Below are 22,846 nucleotides of genomic sequence, written 5' to 3'. Positions count from 1 at the left end.
CTGCACGCAGGACTCCATACGACTTACACCGCGTAGTTCGGCGTGTTCTTCGCCAGACTCCAGGCTTGCACTTTGTTGCCCTTGGAGGCACCGGTGATGTCCTGTTGGGTGTAAGTCCATTGCACGGCTGCATAGGTCAGCGCGAAGGTTTCCGTGGGAATGCCTTCACCCATGACCGACGGTGTCACCGACGAGATGAGCACGTTCTTGAGCTTGATCTCGAGGTACTTGATGCGCTTGGCGCCATCCGAACGCATGAAGTCGATGACCACTTCGTTGAAGGTCTGACCTGCCGAACAGGCAGCCCAGATCACCGGCGAGGTCATGTCGAGATCCTTCGTGAAAATCATTGCGCCATGTTCGCAACGTTCTGCCGTGTGGCCGCCGGCCGTCGAGGCAGTAGCGGACTTCGGCTGAATGACCTGATGCTGCCAGGACGAGACTTCGAACCAGTCCTTGTGCGCATCATCACGCGATTCGCCTTTCAGATCGAACGAACCACCTTTTTCGAACTTGACGTAAATGTCTTTCACTTAGTGCTCCTTCAGGGGAAAAAAACAGGGGATGACGACTTAGCCCCCCTTCGCAGATTGCGGCAACTCCGCAACCAGACGCAGGGAGACGGAAAGCTCATCGAGCTGGAAGTGCGGGCGCAAGAACGACACGGCGCGATATACGCCGGGACGACCCGGTACTTCCGAAACCTGGATCGAAGCCTCACGCAGCGGAAACTGCGCTTTGACCTCTTGCGTTGCGCCGTCGTCGAGCAACACGTACTGCGTGATCCAGTTGTTGAGATAGGTTTCGACATTGCCGGCCGAAGCGAAGCTGCCGATCTTGTCGCGCATCATGGCCTTGAGGTAATGCGCGATACGCGACACAGCGAAGATGTACTGCAGCTGCGACGAGAGCGACGCGTTGGCGTTGGCAGAGTCGGTGTTGTACTTCTTGGCCTTCTGGACCGACTGGGCGCCAAAGAACGCGGCGTAGTCCGTGCCCTTGCAATGCACCAGGGGGATGAAGCCCAAGTCCGACAGCTCTTTTTCGCGACGATCGGTGATAGCGATTTCGGTCGGGCACTTGAGTGCAACTTCGCCATCATCGGTCTTGAAAGTGTGAGTCGGCAGGTCTTCGACCAGGCCGCCGCCTTCAACACCGCGGATCGCTGCGCACCAGCCGTGCTGATCGAATGCGTCGGTCAAGCGCGCGGCAAAGGCGTAAGCGGCATTCACCCACAGGTACTTGCTGTGGTTGCTGCCATCCACGTCTTCGACGTAGTTGAAGCCTTCAACGGGCGTACCGTCCTTGGGGTGATAAGGCAGGCGACCGAGGAAGTGCGGCAGGGTCAGGCCGACATAGCGCGAGTCTTCGCTTTCGCGGAAGGACTTCCACTTGGCGTACTCGACGGTGTCGAAGACCTTGGCCATGTCGCGCGGCTTGCCCAGATCGGTAAAGGCTTCCAGACCGAACAGTTCGGGAGATGCCGCCGAGATGAAGGGCGCGTGTGCCGCGGCCGCCACGTGAGCCATCTGGTCGACGAAGTACATGTCTTCAGCCTGACGGCCGATTTCAAAGTCACCGATGAGGGCGCCAAACGGGGCACCACCGAAGGTGCCGAACTCTTCTTCGTAGACTTTCTTGAACAGCACGCTCTGGTCGAAATCGATGGCCGACTTGAAGTCGCGAATCAGATCCTTCTTGTTCGTGTTGAACACCTTGACCTTGAGCGTCGTGCTGGTCTGGCTTTGCTTGACGAGATACTCCAGGCCGCGCCAGGTGGCTTCCAGTTTCTGGAATTCAGGGGCGTGCATGACTTCGGACAGCTGGAGCGAGATCAGCTCATCAAGTTCAGCGATACGGGCGTCCAGCGTGGCGGAGAGGTTGTCGGAGACAACGACGGCGCCATCCATCACCTGCGAGACGAGCTCACCGATCAGGTCGCGTGCACGGCTGTGCTCAGCAGCGGATTTGGCGACCTTGCTGTCTGCCACGATGCGATCGAGCAGACTGTTTTCGGTCGTTGCTGCAGTGGCGTTCTGGAGTGCTGCGGATTCTGCGCTCATGACTTACTCCTTCTTGCCGGCTTCTTGTTGCAGGGCCGCCAGCTGCTCGGTGCTTGTGAGCACTTGCTGAAGGATGTCTTCAAGCTTCTCGCTGCCAGCCAGCTTGCCACGCAGGTCAGCCAGCTTGGAGCGGGCTTCGAGCAGTTTCTTGAGCGGCTCGACCTGTTGCACGACAGACTCGGGGCGGAAGTCCTCCATCGACTGGAACTTGAGATCGAGGCCCAGCTCGCCACCCTTTTCCGTCAGGCGATTCTTGACGCGGAACGTGGTGCGCGGGGTCATGCCCTTGAGCACGTCGTCGAAATTGTCGCCATCAATGTTGACGAACTTGCGATCGCGCAGCTTGGGCAGCGCCTCTTCCGGATTGCCGGAAAAGTCGCCGAGCACGCCGACCACGAAGGGCAACTCCTTCTGTTCGATTGCATCGCCGATCTCGACGTCATACGACAGCTGAACACGCGGCGGACGCACGCGGTTGAGCTTTTTCTGGGTACTTTCAGACTTGGCCACGACACTTCTCCCTTGCAAATGACCGATTGGTTCAAGACACACCAGCGACGCCAAGACAGCGTGCGCCGATGCTTTACTTCAAGACGTTGAATGGATTGCCACCACCGCCACCACTACCGCCAGTGGCTGCCGGTTCTGGCGTCCGGCGTGTGCTCGGAGCAGGGGCCGGGCGCACCACAGGCTTGGCGGCAGGAGCTGCGACGGGGGTTGCTGCTGCAGGTGCTGCGGCGGGGGCCGGAGCCGCTGCAGGTGCTGCGGCAGCGGGCGTTTTGTGTGCATTGGGATTGGCTGTGGTCGCGGCGCCAGGCACCGGGACGAGCACTTCTACACTCAGTGTCTCGCGCAGCGTGCGTGCCAGCTGCTCCGCTTCGAGGCGAGTATTGCCGCGCAGGCTGGCATCTTCACGCATCTCGCCCAGCGCTTGCATTGCGACACGCAAGCTGGCGACAACCGCGATAGCCTTGGTTTCGCGACGAGTCGAGTCCCGTTTCATGGCTTCGTCCGCAGACTTGATGGCCATGGGGTAGTTGCCTGCTTCGAAGTGAATCTGCGCAGCCTTCACCCAAGGCTCCGCGTACGCAGGATTTGCGCGTGCCGACGCGTCGAGCAACTGCAGGGCTTTGTCTTTCTGTCCGTCGTTCAGCGCTTGAACGGCATCTTTATAGAGTTGCTCGTGAGCGCCTTTGGGAGCGTCGGATGTGGTGGCGCAGCCTGTCGCAAGTGCGAGCAAGGCGAAGCACAGGCATGCTGAGAAACGGCGCAGCGAGCCGGAAGATGCTTTAAACATGAGATGCTACGATTTTGTTGATTTGAATAATTATGCATTTATGCATTAGTAATTACGCGTGGTGAAACTGGTGATCCCGCTGCGTAATCGAGGGCGATCATAGCATCGTCATTTCCCGATCCCGCTATGGTCGGAAGGGCACACAGGTGCGCAACCGACGCGGTTGTCGGATACTAGAGACCTGTCAAAGCGACGCGCAGTTTGCGTTGTTGTGTGGGTAGAGAAAAGCTTTTACGTTGTTGATTTATAACGCTAAATATGGCGGCGCAAAGGGCGGCGTTGTTGCTTGCGCGGCTCACAATTCTCTGCAAATGACGTGTGGGAGTTGCGTTCTGAAGCATGCCGATCAGACGAGTGGTTGATTGTGGGTCGTCAGTGGCATCCGGTTAATTTTGCGCGCAAAACAAAAAAATCATTTTTACTTACGTTTATGCGTAATTATTCATTAATTGTTGTTTTTGGCGTTTCGGTTCTGCTGTCTGGTTGCACCTTGAGTGCCGCCGGTCAGTTGGTGACAGGGGCATTGCAGGTAGCGGGCCTGGTCAAGCCGGATGCCAAGCCAGAGCCCGCCAAGGAAGTGCCGCTGAAGATCTTTGCGGGTGGCAATCTGAATGCAGATGCAAAGGGGCGTCCGCTCGCGGTTGTCGTCAAGCTCTACAAGCTACGCAATAACACCACCTTCATGTCGGCGCCTTACGACGCCTTGGCCGACGCGGCGCGGGAGCGCCAGATCATCGGACAGGATCTGATCGAGGTGCGCGAGATAGTGCTGACGCCCGGGCAGCAACTGGAGTTCAAGGAGAAGCTGGCGCCAGAGACCGGATTTCTGGCCATCGCGGTGCTGTTCCGGTCGCCGGCTGCGGATCGCTGGCGTTTTTCCTTCGCGGTGGATGACAAGAACACCAAGGGCGTCAACATTGGCGTGCATGCGTGTGCCATGACGGTTTCACAAGGTGTGGCGAGCGGTGTGGCAGGTGATGTGCAATCCCTTAACGGGGTGCGGTGTACGGCAGGCGCGTGACTGGCGCTGCGAAAAAAGCGGGATCAATCAGTGAAAACAGTACAGAAGTTGTTGTGGGGCGAGGGGTTGTTCATCAAGCCCCAGCATTTCCAGATGCAGGACTTGTATCACGAGCAGCGTCTGGCGAATGCCATGCGTCTGGCGCATCCGTTCCTGTGGGGCGTGGGGGCCGCGTCGCTCGACCGTGACGCGCTGGAGAGTGGCCTGCTGCGCTTCTCGGAGGTCCGGCTGGCCTGGCCGGACGGTGAGACGTTCGACGCGCCGTACGCCGATGTGTTGCCCGAAGCGCGCAACCTGGCAGATATCGATGTGCCGGCAGAGGGGCTGGTGTTCCACCTCGCGCTGCCGCTGCTGCGCGAAGACGGCGGCAACTATGCGACGCGCGGCGGGAACGGCGCCGTCGCGACCCGTTATGTGCAGGCTGGCGAGATGGCGCCAGATCTCTACACCCGCGCCGTGGCGAGTGAGCTCACTGTGCTGCGCAAGACGCCGCGTCTGCTCGCCGATCACGAGCCGCGCGAACAGTTTGTGTCTGTGCCGCTGACGCGCATCCGGCGAACGGCGACCGGCGGCTACGAAACAGATCCCGCGTTCATTCCTCCCGCCATCAGCATCGAATCGGTTCCCGCCCTGGGCACGATGTTGCGGCGACTGCTCGACATGCTGCAAGCCAAGGTGGCAGCCCTGTACGGCCACCATCGAGAACCCTCGCGCAACATCATCGAATTCCGCTCGGGCGATGTGGCGTCGTTCTGGCTACTGCACACGGCGAGTGCGGCTTTTGCCAGTTTGTCGCACTACTTCCACCACCCGCGTCTGCACCCCGAGCGTCTCTATCAAGGCATGCTGGAACTGGCTGGCCAGTTGCTCACCTTCTCGAAGAGCTACACGCTTACCGATCTCCCCGCGTACGACCACGCAGATCCTGGCCCGTCGTTCTTCACGTTGGATCGCATCATCCGCGAACTCGTCAACACGGTGATCTCGGCGCGCTACGTTGCCATCACCCTGGCCGAGATGAAGCCGGGCTTCCATCATGCCCGTCTCGATTCCGACAAGCTCACCGAGGGCGCCTCGTTCTACCTTGCTGTGGGTTCCGACATGCCGCCGGCCGAGCTGGTCGACGTCGTGCCGTTGCGGCTCAAGGTTGGCGCGCCAGACGACGTCGAGAAGCTCGTGCTCTCCTCGATGCCAGGCGTCAAGCTGATGGCGGCTCCGCAGGTGCCGGCAGCGATTCCGGTTCGCCCCGGCAGCTATTACTTCTCGATTGAACCGCACGGGCAGATCTTCGATCGCATGATGCAGGCCAAGAGCCTCGCCATCTATGTGCCCTCCGGCTTCAAGGACCTCAAACTCGAACTCATGGCGGTGATTGAATGAGCTCTGCTCCCACGCTCTTCGGCCAGACTCCGGCCGCACAACCCAAGCCCGAAGCTACTGCCGGCCGCGTACCGCGCAGCCTCGTCGACATCATGCACGACGGCTTCTACCTGCTCCACCTGTTGCGCAACCGCGCCGCACCGATGGATGCGGGCGTGTTCCGTGATCGCATCCGCCGCTTTCTCGATGAGTTCGAGAAGAGCGCGCGCCGCTTCAATGCTGACCCGGAAGATGTATTTGCCGCCAAGTACGCATTCTGTGCGGCGGTCGATGAGGCCGTGCTCGGCTCCAGCTTCAGCGTGCGCGACGCTTGGGAGTTGCAGCCCCTGCAGCTCGTGTTGTTCGGCGAGCAGCTTGCTGGCGAGCAGTTCTTCGTCAAGCTCGAAGAGCTGCGTTCGCAGGGAGCACGGCGTGTGCAGGCGCTCGAAGTTTTCTACCACTGCCTGCTGCACGGCTTCAAAGGCAAGTACCTGCTTGAAGGCTCCGAGAAGCTCAACTACCTCATCGCACGCGTCGGCGACGAAGTCGCGCATCACAAGGGCAAGCGCGCGCAGTTTGCGCCGCACTGGGCGATTCCCGATCGCATCCGTCACGCCCTGCGCAGTGAAGTGCCGATCTGGGTCATTGCCAGCGTCATGGCCCTGATGGCTGTGCTGGGGTTTGTTGGTTTGCGCACCTGGCTCGATCACCAGACGGCTCGCACCATGTCGAGCTATCAAGGCATCGTCAAGCTCGCGCCGCGCGCGGCCAACGTGCATATCACTTTGCCCTGAGCTGTTTGTCCCCGCGTTGCTGCCGCAGCGCTTTGCGTCCTGCCGAGAACGTTCATGTCTGATCTGTCCGCTTCCCTATCCAGCGCCATCGCAAACGCCGCCCAGGCAGCGCTGCCCAGTCGCGATGCCTTCCTCAAGGCGCTCTCGCAGAAGTCGCGACTGCTCAGCATCGTCACACCGCTGCCCGACGCTGCCCTCGTCGTCGAGTACATGGCTGGTCGCGAAGCCTTGTCTTCACCCTACCGCTTCGACATCGACTGCCTCTCCAGCAACGCGCACTTCTCGCTCGCCCGCTTCATTGGTGAAGAAGTCACGCTGCGCCTGCTGCTCGCCGATGGCCGCACGCGCAGCTGGCACGGGCTCGTCACGCGTGCCGCACAGCTCGGTGCCGACGGTGGCCTTGCACGCTACCGCCTGACCATCGAACCCTGGCTCGCCTACCTCGCCCAGCGTCGCAACAGTCGCATCTTCCAGGACAAGACCGCTCAAGACATCCTCACCGAGCTCTTCGCCGACTATCCCGGCGTCAGCTTCGAATTTGCGCACACCCGCGAACTCCCGCCCCGCAGCCTCACCACTCAATACCGCGAGACCGACCTCGCCTTCATCACCCGCCTGCTCGCCGAAGAAGGGCTCAGCTACCGCTTCGTGCATCAACAGGACGCAGCCGCCACCCAAGGCAGCGCGCAAGGTGACGACAAGCCCGAAGCCGACAGCCTCGCCCACACCCGTCACACCCTCGTCATCTTCGATGCCGAAACAGAGGCCGTCGTATCGCCGCAAGCCCTCATCCGCTATCACCGCGGCAACGCCACCGAGGCAACCGACACCCTGCAGCAATGGCAAACGCGACAAGAGATCCTCAGCAACAGCGTCACGCGCAGCAGCTGGGACTACAAGCAACTGCTCGCGCCTTCCGGCAACGCCAGCGTAGACACCGCCGCGCTACCACTCGGCACCGTGCCCGAACTCGAAGACTACGAAGGCGCCGGCGCCTATCGCTACCCCGATGCCGACAGTGCCCAGCGCGCCGCCACCCTGCGCGCCCAATACCTCGCGCTCGCCACCCAGACCCACCGCATTGGCGGCAGCGTCCGCCAGCTCGACGCCGGCCACCAGTTCACCGTCCTCCAGCACCCACACTACCAGGGCGACGCCGCACGCTTCACCTTGCTGGCCGTTGAGCACGAAGCCGCCAACAACCTGGACAGCAACGCCAAAGCCGCCAGCGGCCTGCACAACGACACCACGCTCGAACGCGGCACCTACCGCAACCAGGCCATCTGCGTTGCCGCCGCACTCCCCATCGTGCCGCGCCCCCAAGCCCGTCCGCGCGCAGCCGGCCTGCAAAGCGCCATTGTCGTCGGTACCGCCAAAGCGAACTCAGGCACCAGCACGCACAGCGAACGCGATCACCGCATCAAGATCCAGTTCCCCTGGCAACGCGGCACCGCCCCCCTTGCAGGCGGCCTCAGCAGCGAAACCGAGCGCGCCACCGGTGACGACGCCAATGGCACCTGGGTCCGCGTCGCCGAATCCCTCGCTGGCCCCAACTGGGGCAGCGCCTTCACCCCGCGCATCGGCAGCGAAGTCCTCATCGACTTCATCGAAGGGGACATCGACCGCCCCCTCGTCGTCGCAGGGCTCTACAACGGCCAGGACGCTCCCCCCTGGCCTGCAGGCGAGGGCAGCAGCGCCAACCACCCCGGCATCCTCGCCGGCTTCCACGCCCCCACGCTGGACGGACAAGGCTGGAGCCAATGGCAAATGGATGACGCCACCGGCCAGCTGCGCACCCGCATCGCCACCAGCTTTGCCCGCAGCGAACTCAACCTCGGCTACCTCATCCACCAACGCCCCGGCAGCAGTGAGCGCGGCCAGTACCGCGGCCAAGGGTTTGAACTGCGCACCGACGGCTGGAGCATCACGCGTGCCGCACAAGGCATGCTCATCTCCACCACCGCCCGCCAGAACGCCACCAGCACCCAGCTCGACACCAGTGAAGCCGCAGGTCAGCTCAAAGCCGCCCACGACACGGCCAACCGACTCTCCGACGCAGCCAGCCAATCCGAAGCCGACGCCCTCGCACAAGCCAAACAGATCGACGCCTTCCGCGAAGTGATCAGCTCCCCTCTCCCAGCGGGAGAGGGGCAGGGGGTGAGGGCAGGAGAGGGGGCCAACAACGGCCGCCCCGACGACGAAAGCAAACCCTTCACCGCCCCCGCCATCCTCATCGAAGCCCCTGCCAGCATCGCACTCACCACCCCGCAAAGCAGCAGCCTCTTCGCCGGCGAACAACTCAGCACCACCGTGCAGGCCGACACCCAGATCACCGCCCAGCACACCGCCAGCCTCGTCAGTGGCGACGCCACCAGCCTCTACACCCACGCCGGCGGCATCAAGGCCATCGCCGCCAACGCCCCGCTCAGCATCCAGTCCCACGACGGCCCCCTCGAAGTGCTGGCCGACCAGAACGTCACGGTCACGTCATCGAACGACGAGATCCACATCCTCGCCAGCAGCAAGATCGTGCTGCAGGCGGGGCAGAGTTCCATCACGCTCGAAGGCGCGAACATCACCTTTGCGTGTCCGGGCAAGTTTGCGGTGAAGGGGGCTAATAATGTTATGGCGGGCGGGGGGAGTGGGGCAGCGAGTCTCGACGAGTTGCCAGACGGCAACATGCCCGTCGTGCCTGCCACACCGGTAGCGTTGAACGATGGGGAGCCTGAGAAGTACAGCGAGCGCATCGTTGTCATCAGTCCGGTAACCGGCGAGGCGATGGACACGAAATACACCCTTACACATCAGGGGCAGACAAAGCTGAAAGGCAAGGCCGCTGCCGATGGCTTCGGCGAGCGCTACATCCAGCCCAAAGCCGAAAAGCTGGATGTTCTGGTCGGCCCATCCGGCGAGTGGAGCGTTGAATACCACATTGCCGACGTGCTTCCGCCCGCAGTGGATCACGACGCAAACGAAGAAGGATCCATGTGATGCTCGACAACGAACAGGAAGTTCCAACGCTGGACCAAAGCTGGCGCGACAAGTATCCCGAGCGCGAAGCTGCCGATGTACCCACGCCTGCCAAGACTTCGGGTGATGAATCCTTGGCCGGCAACCCGGTCGAATCGGGAACCGCAACAGCTAGCGCCAGCCCCCGTGCGGATGCGGACAACACCGACAGCCACTTTGCACTGGTCCTGCGCGACGGCAATGACCAGGCTATCCAGGGGTTGGAGGTTCAGGTCACAACACCCGATGGTGCCATCACTGCCAAGAGCTCTGCCCAAGGCGTTGTCGCTGTTCCGCTGCCTGCCACCAAAACTGGTACGGCTGAGGTCAAAGTCAAGGATCAAACTGGCGCGCACCAGCCCGTCTGCAAGCTCGACCTCGCCAAATGCCAAGGTGCGGTGATCATCCGCAGCCCCAAGGTCGCCACACAGATTGTCTTGCGCCCCCACCAGCAAACGCCACCCCCAGCCGCACCCGGTAAGGCCGCTTCGCCAAAGACCGATGAAGCGGCCACGCAATCCGGCAAGGCCCCCGCCGCCGGCCCATGGTGGAAGCAGAACGGCGCATTGCAGATTGCCTGGAAATGGCTGGGCGCAAAGCTCGCCACTGGGCCGGTTGAACAAGCTTCATCCAAGCCCCTTGCCGCACAGACGCTCAACACTGCGGGGCAGCCGGTCAGCGTCGTAGTTGGCTCAGAATGTCCGAACAAAGACAACCTGCGGCTCGGTCAAAACAACATTTACCGCAAAGCTATTCTCGACGCGAGTAAACGCCTAGGGATGATTCCCCAGGCCTTGTGTGCGCTGATTGAATGCGAAGCCGCGAAGAAGATGATTGTAGTGCCCTTGCTGGACCCTAAAACCAACCAGCAGATCAAAGACAAAAAGGGCATCCCGCAAGAGAAAAAACTCGGCATGCAATGGGATGAGCACTCAGGCGGCGCTCAGGACAAAATTTCTGGCATGACGCAATTCATGCGCGAGACCTGGCTTGGTCTGGTGATGAAGCCTGGCACTTATCTGCACACGCAGGCCAAGGCAAAGAACTGGGTTAGGCAAGAGGACGTTCGCAAGAAGGGGAAGCAGTGGGTGTTTGTGCTGGAGAAAGGCACGACCACAGAACCCAAATTGCATCTGAACGACAGCAATGTGCGCGCATGCCTTGCAATGCGATTGGATCACACTTGGGCCATCAATGCTGCGGCAGACTATGGCATCGAGAACCTCGGCATTCTTGCCAAGGAGGGCTTCAAGACCTCAGGCTTGCCGGACATGGACAAGGCGAAACTGATGTACCTGATGCACCATGAAGGCTGCCCTGACGGGCCGAGGTTCATCAAGAACACGCTTGCGCCAACAGATGAAGCCAAGAAGAAACTCAAAGGCAAGTTTGCGGCTCAGTTCAAGACTAAAACGAGTAGCGGCGTGGAAGAGGCAGAGCGACGCATTCGCCAGGCAGGCGGTGACGTTGAAATTGCTTATCGTTCTTGGTTAGCGCGTTACGTAGATGACCGGTTTGCATCTGCAGAACGCAACGCTTTTTGCTGCAATCCCATGCAGTCTGGACGCACAAACGATCTTCTTTTAAAAATTGGCGGGGTGAAGGTGGTGGTGGTATGAAAAACGCAATTCCGTTTTTTTTGTGGACGCTTTGTTTCTCTGCGTGTGCGTCTGAGGTGTGTGAGTCCGGCAAAGGATTTCAAACCAGTGCAGGGCGGCTAGTTTCTACTGACTGTGCGCTAAATGGATATACAACGCGTCAGTTCAAATCATTAAACGGCAATAAAATTCTTGAGGATCGCTCGTTGTATGAAGAGGCCGGAGACTCAGCGGGGCAGCGCTGGGTGTTTTCAGGAGGTAACAATCCAGAAACGGGGTGTGCCAAGACCTTGTACCTTTTGGATATCGGCGTCACTCCGCCGCAAGTACTTTCCTTTGGTGTTGAAGGTGCGTGCACTGAATTTCACTGGGCGTCCTGGGGTAAAAAGCGAAGCGTCATTGCCATCAAGAGCAACGTCAAATTCGTGTACGAGAATGGCAAGCTGATTCCGCCCCCCAAGGATCTCGCTTTGATCACCAAAATCGATCCGCCCCGCATTGGATCGGGGATAGACGAGAAAAAACTGCAGCCTTTTGTGCGTGAAGTGTCGTTACCGAAGTGAGGTTCGATTCATTAAAACGCGGGGGAGTGCACAAGAGAAAAACCATTTTTGCTGTGTTTTTCTCTGTCGCTGTGTCAGTTGGACACGCGGCCGATGAATGTAAGTCGGGCAAGGGGTATGTTACGGAGCATGGGCGTTTTACACAGACCCACTGTCACGAAAATGGCCATCCTACCCGCTCTTTCCTGAGGCTTGACTCTCTCAAGCTGATAGAGGATGCGCAACTATTTCTTCTGACTAGCGACAACTCGCTTCAGAGATTCCTCTATTCTGGCGGTCTGGATCGGTCAGTTGCGTGCCCAAAGAATTTGTATTTGATTGACATAAGCTTGGCCGCACCAAAAGTCATTGCCTTTGGCGTAGAAGGCGCGTGCCCAGAGTATCACTGGGCGTCCTGGGGTAAAAAGCGAAGCGTTATTGCCATCAAGAGCAATGTCAGATTCGTGTACGAGAATGGCAAGCTGACTCCGCCGCCGAAGGATCTTGCCTTGATCACCACGATTGAACCGCCTCGCACCGGGTCTGGGATAGACGAGAAAAAACTGCAGCCGTTTGTGCGTGAAGTATCACCGCCGAAGTGAAGTTCACTTTGTTGAAGCGCGCGAGGGCGCATAAGAGAAAAACCCTATTTTTTGTGGTTGTCGCTGTCGTTGCGTCAGCCTGCCATGCGACAGAGGAGTGTAAGTCTGGGAAGGGATTTGCTACATCCGCCGGGCGGTTTGTGACGACAAGTTGCACTGACGGCGGAGTCAAAACGAGGAGGTATATCTCCTTGGATGAACAGAAAATTCTGGAGGATCGCTCGTTGTATGAAGAGGCCGGAGACGTAGCTCAGCAGCGCTGGGTCTTTTCGGGGGGCAACAATCCAGAAACGGGGTGTGCCAAGACCTTGTACCTTTTGGATATTGGCGTCACTCCGCCGCGAGTACTTTCCTTTGGCGTTGAAGGTGCGTGCACTGAATTTCACTGGGCGTCCTGGGGTAAAAAGCGAAGCGTCATTGCCATCAAGAGCAACGTCAAATTCGTGTACGAGAATGGCAAGCTGACCCCGCCGCCCAAGGATCTCGCTTTGATCACCAAAATCGATCCGCCCCGCATTGGATCGGGGATAGACGAGAAAAAACTGCAGCCTTTTGTGCGCGAAGTATCACCGCCAAAGTGAATGTGTTGCAATTGGAGCCGTTGGTTGGTTGAAGCCGCGCAGACTAATTTTGCATGCCAAGCGTTCAGCCAATTTCGGATTTGGCTTTCGCGGTCCATTTGGTGACTTGCGTGGTGAGAGATGTATTGGTTTTGCTTAGGACGGCGGTGGTGAGGAAATTCAAGAGATGCACAATTGCATGCTTGGCTATCCTCTGTATGGTTGGCGACGTAAGTGCGCAGGTTAGATGCAGGACAGCTACAAGCCATGCTAGCGCGGGAGCGTTGGATCACGTTACCTGCAGAGATGAGGCTCGCAACTACACCCACGTGCTCAAGTTTGATGGGATGGATCTCATTTGCAGCCCTTTTCTGGTCGAGTTGGACATGAGCAAGACATTGGACAAATTTATCTATGCCGGATCGATAGATCCGACAACGGCTTGTTCAGCTAACTTGTATCTTGTTGACCTGTCTTTCAAGCCACCAAAAGTAATTTCGTTTGGTGTGAAAGGTGCATGCACGGAGTTTCACTGGGCATCTTGGAGTAAGAGCCGTAGCGTAATTGCGATCAAGAAAAACGTTAAGTTTGTCTATGAGAATGGCAAATTGACGCCCCCTGCCAAGAACCTGCAGCTCATTAAAAGCATAGAGCCTACGCATGTTGGCGAGGGCTTGGACGAAAAAGCCCTCTCTGTTTTTTCCGACGAGCTCGCGCTACCCGAAAAGTAAGTTCACGGCTAATCACCCGGGCGCGTTCTGAATCGCCCAGGGTTTTCCAGATCGGGTCATGGCTCGACGATCTGACGGTGTGAGGCGTCGAAAGAGATCAAGCCAGGCGAGCGGGTGGATTGATGAGGTTAGCTGTGCCGATGAAGTATCTTGCGTGTGTGTTGCTGCTATGCATGTCCGTGGCGGCGCGGGCTGAGTTCACTGTGGGTGCCAGCTTGCCAATCTCTGAAGAGCGTGGCGGGCAGACGACGAACAAGCTGCGGATTGGCAGCGAAGTTAGCGTTGAGTCCGTCGATGGTGACTGGGTGTATGTGTTCGATAGACTGATGGGGTTTGGCTGGCTGGAGAAGCGCTGGATTTCGGCTGAAGCGCCGACTCTTGCAGGTGTCCAGTCGGACTACGCCAAGATCGTTTCTGACGATTGGGCGGGGAAGCTGCTTCACGCTCAGCGCGCGGCTGAATTGGTGCCGCTGGAGCCTTGGGGCTGGCAGAAAATGCTCGAAGCTGCCAAGCAGCTTGGACAGTCAGAGACGATCAAGCTGGCCCGCGATGCCCTGGATCTGCTGACGGAAAAATCCCCTGCGCTCGCGAACCTTTCTTTGGCCGTGGCAGTTGCCTCCCAGGGGGAATCCTCTGGCCTTGGGAATGCTCTGCCCAACGAAGGGCCTCTGGTTCTGGAGTGGTTGGAAGGCAGCACGTCCAACGTGCAGGAAATTCACCGCCTTTACAGTCTCACAGGGCAGGCTCTCGGGCTGACGGGGCTGGATCACGTGGTTCAGCGTGAGTGTGGATATACCGATGAATATGTGCGCTACCGCCTGCATCCAGGGATGAGTCTTGAATCTCTCATGTTGGTCAGCGCACAACCGTTGCAACTGCGCGCCGGAACGGGTGCGAGGTTAAGTCCAGCACTGAAAAAGCGTGTGCACAGGCTTGCTGTCAAAACCCTGCTCGACCAAGGCGCGCCAAGAAAAGTCGTCAATGCAACGCAGGGCGCCATAGATGTCATGCCACTCGACATTGATCGAGATGGCAAAGCCGACGCATTGGTGACGGCACAGTTGTTCCGAACCGTGCGCAGCAAGACGCGCGATGGCGATGTAGAGATTGAAACTGAAGAGCGCCCTGACAGCTACACCTTGCTGATGGTCGCGCGTAATGACGGAAAAGGGCGCTTCAAGCCAGAGGTGCTTTTCTGGCATCACGGAACAGAAGATCCTGAGGTCAGCTATAGCAGTACGCACGCCGGCAACTTTATCTATCACGCCCATTTTGATCTGGACGGTGTTCCGTCGATCCTGTTGCGCCGTGATGACGACTACGGTGGCAGGTACACGTTGTTTCGTTTTGATTGGGCCGCGCAGGTCTGGCAGGAAAAACGTTTTCAGTACAAGGGCTGCGATTGATGCTGTGTGGACACTCCCTCATGCGCTGCTGAGCGCACCTTCGGAGCTCGGTGACGGGGCGCTAAGTTGGTCGGAGGACGGTTCAGAGCAGCCGCTATACTGACAAGCCCACCTCCCCAAGGCCTCAGCCTTTTCCACCGTGTCTGCATCTCCCGCTTCACAACGCGCCTCCGGCTTGCTGTTCGCCACGCTGGGGGCTCTTGGTTTTTCGTTCAAGGCAATCTTCATCAAAGCGGCTTACGCTTACGGGCCGGATGCGGAGACCTTGCTGGCATTGCGCATGGCGTATGCCTTGCCGTTTTTCATCGTGATGGGCGTTGTGGTGGAGCGGCGCGAGCCGTGTGTCTTCACGCTGCGTGACCGCTGGATGCTGCTTGTGCTGGGGCTGACGGGGTATTACGCGGCGAGCTATCTCGACTTTCTCGGTTTGCAGCACATCTCGGCGGCGCTGGAGCGTTTGATCCTGTTCCTGTACCCGACGATGGTGTTGCTGCTGTCTGCCGTGTTCCTCAAGAAGCCGATCACGCGTCGCATGTTGTTGCCGCTGGCGATCTGCTATGTCGGCATTGCGGTGGCGGTGGGGCATGACCTGCATTTCGGTGGTCGCAACGTGGCGCTGGGGGGTGTGCTGGTGTTTGCGAGTGCCTTGTCGTATGCGATCTATCTCATGCTGAGTGGTGAGGTGGTCAAGCGCCTCGGCTCGACGCGGGTGACGGCCTGGGCGACAGGCGCGGCGTGTCTGTTGAGCCTGGCGCAGTTCTTTGTGCTGCGGCCGGTCAGCAATCTCGTGCAGCCCTGGCAGGTGCATGCGCTCAGCATGGCGATGGCAGTGTTCTCGACGGTGTTGCCGATCTGGATGGTGGCGGAGGCGATGCGCCGTATTGGCGCGGGGCCGACTTCGATGGTCGGCACTCTGGGGCCGGTGCTGACCATCCTGCTTGCTGCGCTGTTTCTCGGTGAGCCGCTGACGGTGTTCCAGGTCGCGGGGGCGGCGCTGGTGATCTTCGGCGTGTCGCGCATCAAGTGAGGGGGGCGCGATGACCTTGCCCACCCGCCTCATCGATAGCTTGCGCATCCGTTATGCCGAGCCGCATCGTCGCTACCACACGCAGCAGCACGTCGACGATTTGCTGGCCGAACTGCGCAGGACGCCTGAGCCAGTGCAGGACCGTGCCGTGGTGGAGGCGGCCATCTGGTTTCACGACGCGATCTACGACACGCGCCGGCAGGACAACGAGGCGCTCTCGGCCGAGCTCGCCGCCAGTGCGCTGGCCGATGCGGGATGGCAGGCGGCGCCGATAGCGCGCGTTGTCACCCTGATTCGTGCCACGGCAGACCACATGGCGGCTGCGCAAGACCCGGATGCCGCGCTGTTCCTTGATCTGGACCTCGCCATTCTTGGCGCAGACGCCAAGACCTACGATGCCTATGCCCACGGGGTAAGGGCGGAATTCGGCTGGGTCAGCGAGGCGGACTACCGGGCAGGGCGCACGCGTGTGCTGACGCGCTTCCTTTCGCAATCGCGTCTCTATCGCACCGCCTACTACGCAGGCCAGCTGGACATCCTGGCCTGCGACAACCTGCAGCGGGAGCTCGCCCGCCTGCGTGATGCACCCGGCTGACCCGCCCCGAGACATTCATGACCGCCTTGTTCCGCAGCAGCGTTCTCCAGCTTCTCCTGCTCGCCGCCATCTGGGGCGCGTCCTTCCTGTTCCTGCGCATCGGTGTGCCCGTGTTCGGGCCGGCGAAGCTGATCTTCCTGCGCGTGGCGCTGGCCGCAGTCTTCCTGTCGGGCGTGGCGCTCTGGCTGAAGCAGGGGCTCGCGCTGCGTGGCAACGTGCAGCATTACTTCGTGATCGGCGTGCTCAGTGCGGGCCTGCCGTTCCTGCTCTATGGCTACGCTGCGCAGTCGCTCAACGCCTCGATGCTGGCCATCGTCAATGCCATGACCCCCATCTTCGGCGCACTGGTTGCGGCCATCTGGTTGCGCATTCCGCTGCGCCCGCTCGCCATGCTGGGTCTCGCACTGGGCTTCGGCGGTGTGTTGCTCATCGTGGGGGCTGATCTTGGCACGCGTGGCGCGCAAGACTGGCTCGCCTACCTTGCTGCGCTCGGCGCACCGTTCTGCTACGCCATCGCCACCAGCTACACCAGGAAGTACGCCGCCGCGATTCCACCTTTCGCACAGGCCCACGGCAGCTGCTGGACGGCGGCCATCGCCACCTTGCCGCTCGCGCTGTGGCTGCCGGCGCGCGCCGAGCCCGTGGCTGGCGACTGGCTCGCCGTGCTCGCACTGGCCGTGCTCTGCACGGGCTGGGCCTACCTCATCTTCTTCCGCTTGCTCGCCAGCATCGGCCCCGCGCGCACCATGACGGTCACCTTCCTGATTCCCGTGTTCGGCGTGCTGTGGGGGCATCTCTTCCTCGGAGAGTCCATCACGCTGATCATGTTGGCGGGTGGGGTGATCGTGCTCTTGGGCACGGCGTTGGCGAACGGGTTGATTGGGCGGCGCGGCGACTGAGCGACGCATTCGGACGCAGGATGCGCCTGCGTTTTCCGATGACGCTGCGCTTGTCCACGCTACAGCGCGGCTCAGAAGCCGGGAATCGGATTCTTGCCACGCACCAGGTTGTAGGTACCGTTGGCAAAGCGGTACACCGCCGTCTCTTTGACGGGGCGTGAGCGTACCGTCACCCATTCTTCCGGTTCCGCATCCGGCGTGCTCGCCTCGGCAGCGGGCGAGCTGGTCTCGGGGGCAGGGGCAGGGGTGATCGTAGTCTCATCAACCACGGACCCCGAGAAGGTCAGCACCAGATCGGCGTAGCCCTTGCGTGCTTTCAGTGACCACTTTCCCTCGATGTCGAAGCAGTCGCCCGGCCCGGTAGCTGACGCGGGCACCAACACGCCCTTGTCATCCAGGGCCTCGCTGCAGTTCTCCAGAGCCCCGCTTGAATTGGCCCACAACGCAATGCCCGCATCGTCGCGTAGCAGGCGCTTCATTGAGTCTGCGCCAACCTGAAAGATGTCGAGCCAGCTGCCGCAGTAACCCTGCCAGCAACCACCGCTTTCGACGATCAGTGCATGCGTGTCTTTATCGAGAAGTGCCGTGGTGACCGTACCGGCATTGCCATGAGAGCCGGTTTTGTGAAAAGACCCTTTTGATCTGGACAGATACCAGCGGCCTTCGCGCTGCTGGAACCAGTAGGCCCCAAGGTTGCCTGGCGTGCCGTGCGAGGCCATGTCGGTCCCGCTTTCGTCGGTCGGTGAGCCGCTGACCACCAGCACGACTGCCTGCGGCGTCAATTGCACCACCGCTTCAGGGCTGACGAGCATCGTCTCAAGCACCGAGATGTCGCCCTCTTCGACCTCAACTTCAGCAGGCCGTTTTTCGGACCAGTCCGCGAACACCACGCGCATCAGCGCCGCAGGTTCGGTGGAGGTCGCATACGGTTCGGGCTCCGACTTCTCGCAGCCGGCCAGTGCCAGCGAGAGGAGGGCAACAATGCACTGGATCGCGCAACGCACGGCGCGGGGCAAAGCGGTGAAACAGGTTGGCATGACATCGCCGCAGGTGTGACGGAGACGCGCATCTTAGCGGGATGTGTGGGGGCTGAGACGGGCAGCGCCCCCGGAAGACGCTTCGCTCCCCCAGGCACCGCAGCGAGCCGCTATGCTGAGCAACTCGACGCCTAGGCCGGAGGCCACATGCAAACATCTCTCCTGATCTGCACCCGCAAGGGACTGTGGATGCTGCATGCCGATTCCGCACGCGAAAGCTGGGCCGTTGAAGGCCCGCACTTCCTCGGCAACGTCATCCACCACGCGCGGCTCGATCCGCGCGACGGCCGCACCCTGCTCGTCGCTGCCAGCACCGGCCACCTCGGGCCCACGGTGTATCGCTCAGGTGACTACGGCGCCAGCTGGCAGGAAGCCACAACGCCGCCAGCCTTCGAGAAGGAGCCCGGCGGCCGCAGCGTCGACCACGTCTTCTGGCTCACCCCCGGCCACGCTTCGCAACCCGGCGTGTGGTACGCCGGCAGCAGCCCGCAAGGCCTGTTCCGCAGCGGTGATGGCGGCGCCACCTGGCAAGGCGTCGATGGCTTCAACAAGCACCCACAGCGCAAGGCCTGGTGTGGCGGCGATCAGGACGGCACGCCCGACGGCGCCAAGCTGCACTCCATCCTCATCGACCCGCGCGACCCCGCCCACATGTATCTCTCCATGTCCGGCGGTGGCACTTTCGAATCGCATGACGCGGGCGGCGACTGGAAGCCATTAAACCGTGGCGTGCGCGCCGACTTTTACCCCGACCCGGACATCGAATTCGGCCACGACCCGCACTGCGTCGGCCTGCACCCCGCACGCCCCACGCGGCTCTACCAGCAGAACCACTGTGGCCTGTTCCGCCTCGACGAAGGCGACGCACGCTGGACCGACATGGCTCTCAGCCTGCCCAAAGAAGGCCCGCGCCTCGACATCGGCCTCGCGCTCGCCCTGCACCCGCGCGACCCCGACACGCTCTGGACCTTCCCCATGGACGCCACCACCGTCTGGCCCCGCGTCTCCCCCGAAGGCCGCCCCGGCGTGCTGCGCTCGCGCGATGGTGGTAACACCTGGCAATGGCTGAACGGCGGCCTGCCCGCCGAACAAGCCTGGCTCACCGTCAAACGGCAGGCCCTTGCGGCGGATGCGGGCACGCCCGCCGGCGTGTACTTCGGCACCACCAGCGGCGAGGTCTGGGGCAGCCGCGACGAAGGCGAAAGCTGGACCTGCCTCAAGGCCCACCTGCCCGAAATCTACGCCGTCGAAGCAGTGGAGTTCCCGGAATGAGCGCGATCCATCAATACCCGTCATCCCCGCCAGCTTTACAGCCGGCGAAGCCGCACTTCGCTCCCCTCTCCCTAAGACGGGAGAGGGGTTGGGGGAGAGGGCTGCGGGGATCCAGTGACTTAGCCGTCCCTTTCCGAACGCCGCTGGATTCCCGCCTGCGCGGGAATGACGCGCTTCAGCTCGCATCCCCAGCCCCATGACCCACGTCCTCCTCCCCACCCACCTGCACGACTACACCGGCGGCCTGCGCGCGGCAGACTTCGACCTGCCCGCCGGCAGCACCCTCGCCGACCTGCTCGCCGCAATCGACCAGCGCTGGCCCGGCCTGCGCTTCCGCATCATCGACGAGCAGGACGGCGTGCGTCGCCACATCAAGATTTTTGTAGCGGGCGAGTCGGTGCGCGACATCGGCATCACGCTGCAGTCGGATGCCGAGGTGATGATCGTTGCGGCCTTGTCGGGCGGCTAAGGCGGTATTCCGCACAAGGCTTCTGGCCCCATCGCGATGTGCCTCGCAGCCCATGGCCACTCGGGCAGGCGTCATGCTGATGGAAAGAACGGCGACTACGGTTCAGGTTTTACAAGAACCCTCAGAGAGAGCCGACATGAAGCCAGTCATCGATGCCGCGCAGAACATGGAACCCTTCATCCCCCTGCTGCGCGAACGCGGCGTGCGCACCGTCATCCGCTACTACAACCATCGCAACAGCGCGCGCCTGCCGACCAAGCGACTGGAGAAGGCCGAAGCGGAGGCGCTGATCGATGCGGGCTTCGATCTGGCCGTGGCCTTCCAGCAAACCGGCGGTGCAAAGGGCGCCATTGGCGACCTCGACAAAGCACATGGCGAGGCCGATGCTGTGCAGGCCCTCAAGCTCGCCAAAGAGCTCGGCCAGCCCGAAGGCAGCGCCATCTACTTCGCCGTCGATCACGACTACTTTCGCGAGAGCGAGCTGCGCGCCATCGAGCCTTATTTCGCCGCTGTGCACGCGGCGCTTGTCGGCAAATATCGCGTCGGCGTGTATGGCTCCGGCGCGGTAGGCGGGCGCATGGTCAGCAAGGGCTTTGCCGAGCTCATCTGGCTCGCCGGGGCCAAGGGCTGGTCCGGCACGCGCGACATGCTCAAGACAGATCGCTGGGCACTCTTCCAGGGCGACATCGACATGGTCGAACCCGGTGCCTTCAGCTACGACGGCAACGAGGTCAGCCCCGCACATGGCGACTTCGGGCAGTTCCGCCTGGGCGATGCCGACGCAGTGCCGGCCAACACATTCGCGCTGACTACACCTGCCAGCCCCAAGGTGCTGATGGAAGTGCGCGCGCGCGACGGCCTCAAGCTGCGCCCCACTGCGAGCACCGAGTTCCCCGCCAAGCAGTCACTGCCCTTGGGCAGCATCGTCAGCGCCCTCGGTCGCAACGGCGACTGGGTGCTGGTCGACATCGACGGCGACGGCGCCTCAGACGGCTTCATGCATGGCGACTTCCTCAAGGTCGTCGCCGGCGGCTTTCCCGTCACCCCTGCGAGCGGCGACACACCATACGACATCGCGCGCGCCGAACTCGCGCTGGGCATCGCCGAAGTGCCCGGCCCCGGCAGCAACCCCCGCATCCTGCTCTACCACAGCCACACCACGCTCAAGGCCACCAGCGACGAAGTCGCGTGGTGCTCGGCCTTCATGAACTACTGCGTGGACATGGCCGGCCTCGTCGGCACGCACAGCGCGGGTGCGCGGTCGTGGCACGACAGCGGCTGGGGCCGCGACGTCACCGCCTCACCGCAGCCGGGCGACATCGTCGTCTTCAGCCGCACGGGCGGCGGCGCCCCGGCCGGCAGCGGACACGTCGGCTTCTGGGTGGAAGCCGATGACGAAAGCATCACCGTGCTGGGCGGCAACCAGAGCAATCGCGTGCGACTGCAGAAGTACCCCAAGGACGGGGTGCTGGGCACGCAGAAGTACAAGGTGTTGTCGGTGCGGCGGGGTTGAGCGCTACTGCGTTCAACCAGCGCTCCGGTCATCCTGTTTGAAAGGTCGTCGTCACGTATAAAGTTGACTGCGACTGCTACTGCTACTGGAACAAGGTCCGCTCCGTCATGATTTGCACGGGCGCGGCGCAACATCGAAAGTGGCCGGGTCCCGGTAGTCATTCAGCATCACGCGCAGGCCGCCCTGCAGCCCAGATTGTGCGGTTGGGGCTGGCGCCGGCACAGCTGCGAGATCGGCGCCAAGGTCGGCCACCCAGCGCGCCGAGCTGTCGCGCGGCAGATAGCCGATGCGCGCGGCGTCGTCATCGTGCCACCAGCGGCCGGGATTGTCGGAAACGCCGTACACCACCGCACAGCCCGGCGCCTCGGCAAGCAGCGCGCAGCGCACCAGTTCGGCGAAGTCGGCCGGGCTCAGCCAGGCGGCCAGGCTGCGCAGGTCGCTCGGGCGTTCGCGACAGGCGCCGATGCGCAGGCACACCGATTCGAGTCCGTGGCGATCATGGAAGTAGGAGGCCAGTAGTTCCCCATAGCCCTTGCTCACGGCATAGAGGCTGTCCGGCCGCATCGGCATGGACGGGCTCACCATTTCGTCCATGCGGTAAAAGCCGGTGACATGGTTGGAGCTGGCCAGCACCACGCGGCGCATGCCGTTGGCGAGCGCCGCGTCATAGAGGTTGTACTGGCCCACGATGTTGGCCGGCAGCAGGGAGGCGAAATCGCGCTCGTGCGCCATGCCGCCCATGTGCACCACCATCTGCGCGCCGCGCAGCAGTTCGACGACGGCAGCGTGGTCGGCCAGATCACAGGGCTGCAGGCTTTCGTTGCCGCATGGGGGCTCCGACAGCGGGGCAATGTCGCTCAGTACCAGCTCCTCGCACAGCGCACGCAAAGGTGCGCGCAACATACGGCCGAGACGGCCGGCGGCGCCTGTCAGCACGATGCGACGACAGGCCGGGGGCGAGGGAGCAGACATTGTTTGGCTCGAATCAGTGAGGGACCGGGGGATGATGAACCCGGTGCCAGCTGGCTGCAAATCGGGTAAGCCCCAGCGAA

At 61.4% G+C, this 22,846-nt stretch carries 22 protein-coding genes; 16 read left to right on the top strand and 6 right to left on the bottom strand.

All coding sequences use genetic code 11. The annotated features are described in order from the left end of the window. Positions 1–23: 23 nt before the first annotated feature. From ABEA02_RS19760 to ABEA02_RS19745, 4 genes are all read right to left on the bottom strand, one after another. Positions 24–533: an Hcp family type VI secretion system effector gene (locus ABEA02_RS19760; protein ID WP_345534846.1), complete on the bottom strand. Its 510-nt coding sequence runs from the start codon at positions 531–533 to the stop codon at positions 24–26. A 39-nt stretch (positions 534–572) separates the two neighbouring features. Further along, positions 573–2,063: a type VI secretion system contractile sheath large subunit gene (tssC, locus tag ABEA02_RS19755; protein WP_345534845.1), complete on the bottom strand. Its 1,491-nt coding sequence runs from the start codon at positions 2,061–2,063 to the stop codon at positions 573–575. 3 nt (positions 2,064–2,066) lie between these two features. Beyond that, on the bottom strand, positions 2,067–2,573 hold the full coding sequence (gene tssB / locus ABEA02_RS19750; RefSeq protein WP_345534844.1) for a type VI secretion system contractile sheath small subunit: 507 nt from the start codon (positions 2,571–2,573) through the stop codon (positions 2,067–2,069). Positions 2,574–2,646: 73 nt separating this feature from the next. Next, positions 2,647–3,360 (bottom strand): outer membrane protein assembly factor BamD, encoded by a 714-nt coding sequence (locus ABEA02_RS19745; protein WP_345534842.1) that lies wholly within the window; start codon positions 3,358–3,360, stop codon positions 2,647–2,649. A 286-nt stretch (positions 3,361–3,646) separates the two neighbouring features. On the opposite strand from ABEA02_RS19745, the gene tssJ reads away from it, so the two are divergent. From tssJ to ABEA02_RS19680, 13 genes are all read left to right on the top strand, one after another. Further along, positions 3,647–4,381 (top strand): type VI secretion system lipoprotein TssJ, encoded by a 735-nt coding sequence (gene tssJ / locus ABEA02_RS19740; RefSeq protein ID WP_345534840.1) that lies wholly within the window; start codon positions 3,647–3,649, stop codon positions 4,379–4,381. 30 nt (positions 4,382–4,411) lie between these two features. Then, a complete protein-coding gene (gene tssK / locus ABEA02_RS19735; RefSeq protein ID WP_345534839.1) occupies positions 4,412–5,761 on the top strand; it encodes a type VI secretion system baseplate subunit TssK in 1,350 nt (449 codons plus the stop codon). Further along, positions 5,758–6,534, top strand: a complete 777-nt coding sequence (gene icmH, locus ABEA02_RS19730; protein WP_345534838.1) for a type IVB secretion system protein IcmH/DotU — start codon at positions 5,758–5,760, stop codon at positions 6,532–6,534. The genes tssK and icmH overlap by 4 nt, the downstream gene beginning before the upstream one ends. Positions 6,535–6,588: 54 nt before the next feature. Continuing rightward, positions 6,589–9,525: a type VI secretion system Vgr family protein gene (locus ABEA02_RS19725; protein ID WP_345534837.1), complete on the top strand. Its 2,937-nt coding sequence runs from the start codon at positions 6,589–6,591 to the stop codon at positions 9,523–9,525. Then, entirely contained in the window at positions 9,525–11,162 is a 1,638-nt protein-coding gene (locus ABEA02_RS19720) for a hypothetical protein (RefSeq protein ID WP_345534836.1), read from the top strand. The genes ABEA02_RS19725 and ABEA02_RS19720 overlap by 1 nt, the downstream gene beginning before the upstream one ends. Next, positions 11,159–11,704, top strand: a complete 546-nt coding sequence (locus ABEA02_RS19715) for a hypothetical protein (protein ID WP_345534834.1) — start codon at positions 11,159–11,161, stop codon at positions 11,702–11,704. The genes ABEA02_RS19720 and ABEA02_RS19715 overlap by 4 nt, the downstream gene beginning before the upstream one ends. 26 nt (positions 11,705–11,730) lie before the next feature. Further along, entirely contained in the window at positions 11,731–12,285 is a 555-nt protein-coding gene (locus ABEA02_RS19710) for a hypothetical protein (protein WP_345534833.1), read from the top strand. Positions 12,286–12,476: 191 nt separating this feature from the next. Next, positions 12,477–12,866, top strand: coding sequence for a hypothetical protein (locus tag ABEA02_RS19705; RefSeq protein WP_345534831.1), 390 nt, complete (start codon positions 12,477–12,479; stop codon positions 12,864–12,866). 365 nt (positions 12,867–13,231) lie between these two features. Next, positions 13,232–13,576, top strand: coding sequence for a hypothetical protein (locus ABEA02_RS19700; protein ID WP_345534829.1), 345 nt, complete (start codon positions 13,232–13,234; stop codon positions 13,574–13,576). A gap of 140 nt (positions 13,577–13,716) precedes the next feature. Continuing rightward, a complete protein-coding gene (locus ABEA02_RS19695) occupies positions 13,717–14,982 on the top strand; it encodes a hypothetical protein (protein ID WP_345534828.1) in 1,266 nt (421 codons plus the stop codon). A 139-nt stretch (positions 14,983–15,121) separates the two neighbouring features. Further along, positions 15,122–16,009, top strand: coding sequence for a DMT family transporter (locus tag ABEA02_RS19690; protein ID WP_345534827.1), 888 nt, complete (start codon positions 15,122–15,124; stop codon positions 16,007–16,009). Between the two features lie 10 nt (positions 16,010–16,019). Then, complete coding sequence (locus ABEA02_RS19685) at positions 16,020–16,604, top strand: HD domain-containing protein (RefSeq protein WP_345534826.1); 585 nt, start codon at positions 16,020–16,022, stop codon at positions 16,602–16,604. Positions 16,605–16,621: 17 nt separating this feature from the next. Further along, entirely contained in the window at positions 16,622–17,503 is an 882-nt protein-coding gene (locus ABEA02_RS19680; RefSeq protein ID WP_345534825.1) for a DMT family transporter, read from the top strand. A 71-nt stretch (positions 17,504–17,574) separates the two neighbouring features. Here ABEA02_RS19680 and ABEA02_RS19675 read toward each other — a convergent pair whose 3' ends face one another. Then, positions 17,575–18,540, bottom strand: a complete 966-nt coding sequence (locus tag ABEA02_RS19675) for a hypothetical protein (protein ID WP_345534824.1) — start codon at positions 18,538–18,540, stop codon at positions 17,575–17,577. Between the two features lie 147 nt (positions 18,541–18,687). Here ABEA02_RS19675 and ABEA02_RS19670 point away from each other — a divergent pair, with 147 nt between their 5' ends. The 3 genes from ABEA02_RS19670 to ABEA02_RS19660 all read left to right on the top strand — a co-directional run bounded on the left by ABEA02_RS19670 (position 18,688) and on the right by ABEA02_RS19660 (position 21,794). Then, positions 18,688–19,812, top strand: a complete 1,125-nt coding sequence (locus tag ABEA02_RS19670) for a WD40/YVTN/BNR-like repeat-containing protein (protein WP_345534823.1) — start codon at positions 18,688–18,690, stop codon at positions 19,810–19,812. Between the two features lie 196 nt (positions 19,813–20,008). Further along, positions 20,009–20,281: a MoaD/ThiS family protein gene (locus ABEA02_RS19665; protein WP_345534822.1), complete on the top strand. Its 273-nt coding sequence runs from the start codon at positions 20,009–20,011 to the stop codon at positions 20,279–20,281. A gap of 136 nt (positions 20,282–20,417) precedes the next feature. Continuing rightward, complete coding sequence (locus ABEA02_RS19660) at positions 20,418–21,794, top strand: TIGR02594 family protein (RefSeq protein WP_345534821.1); 1,377 nt, start codon at positions 20,418–20,420, stop codon at positions 21,792–21,794. Positions 21,795–21,899: 105 nt separating this feature from the next. Here the strand turns inward: ABEA02_RS19660 and ABEA02_RS19655 are convergent, their stop codons facing one another. After that, a complete protein-coding gene (locus ABEA02_RS19655; protein WP_345534820.1) occupies positions 21,900–22,766 on the bottom strand; it encodes an NAD-dependent epimerase/dehydratase family protein in 867 nt (288 codons plus the stop codon). Positions 22,767–22,846 lie beyond the last annotated feature (80 nt).

The organism is Viridibacterium curvum, assembly GCF_039544165.1.
Taxonomy (GTDB): Bacteria; Pseudomonadota; Gammaproteobacteria; order Burkholderiales; family Rhodocyclaceae; genus Viridibacterium; species Viridibacterium curvum.
Note: the sequence above shows the minus strand (reverse complement) of the source record. Positions and strands in the feature narration are given on the sequence as shown.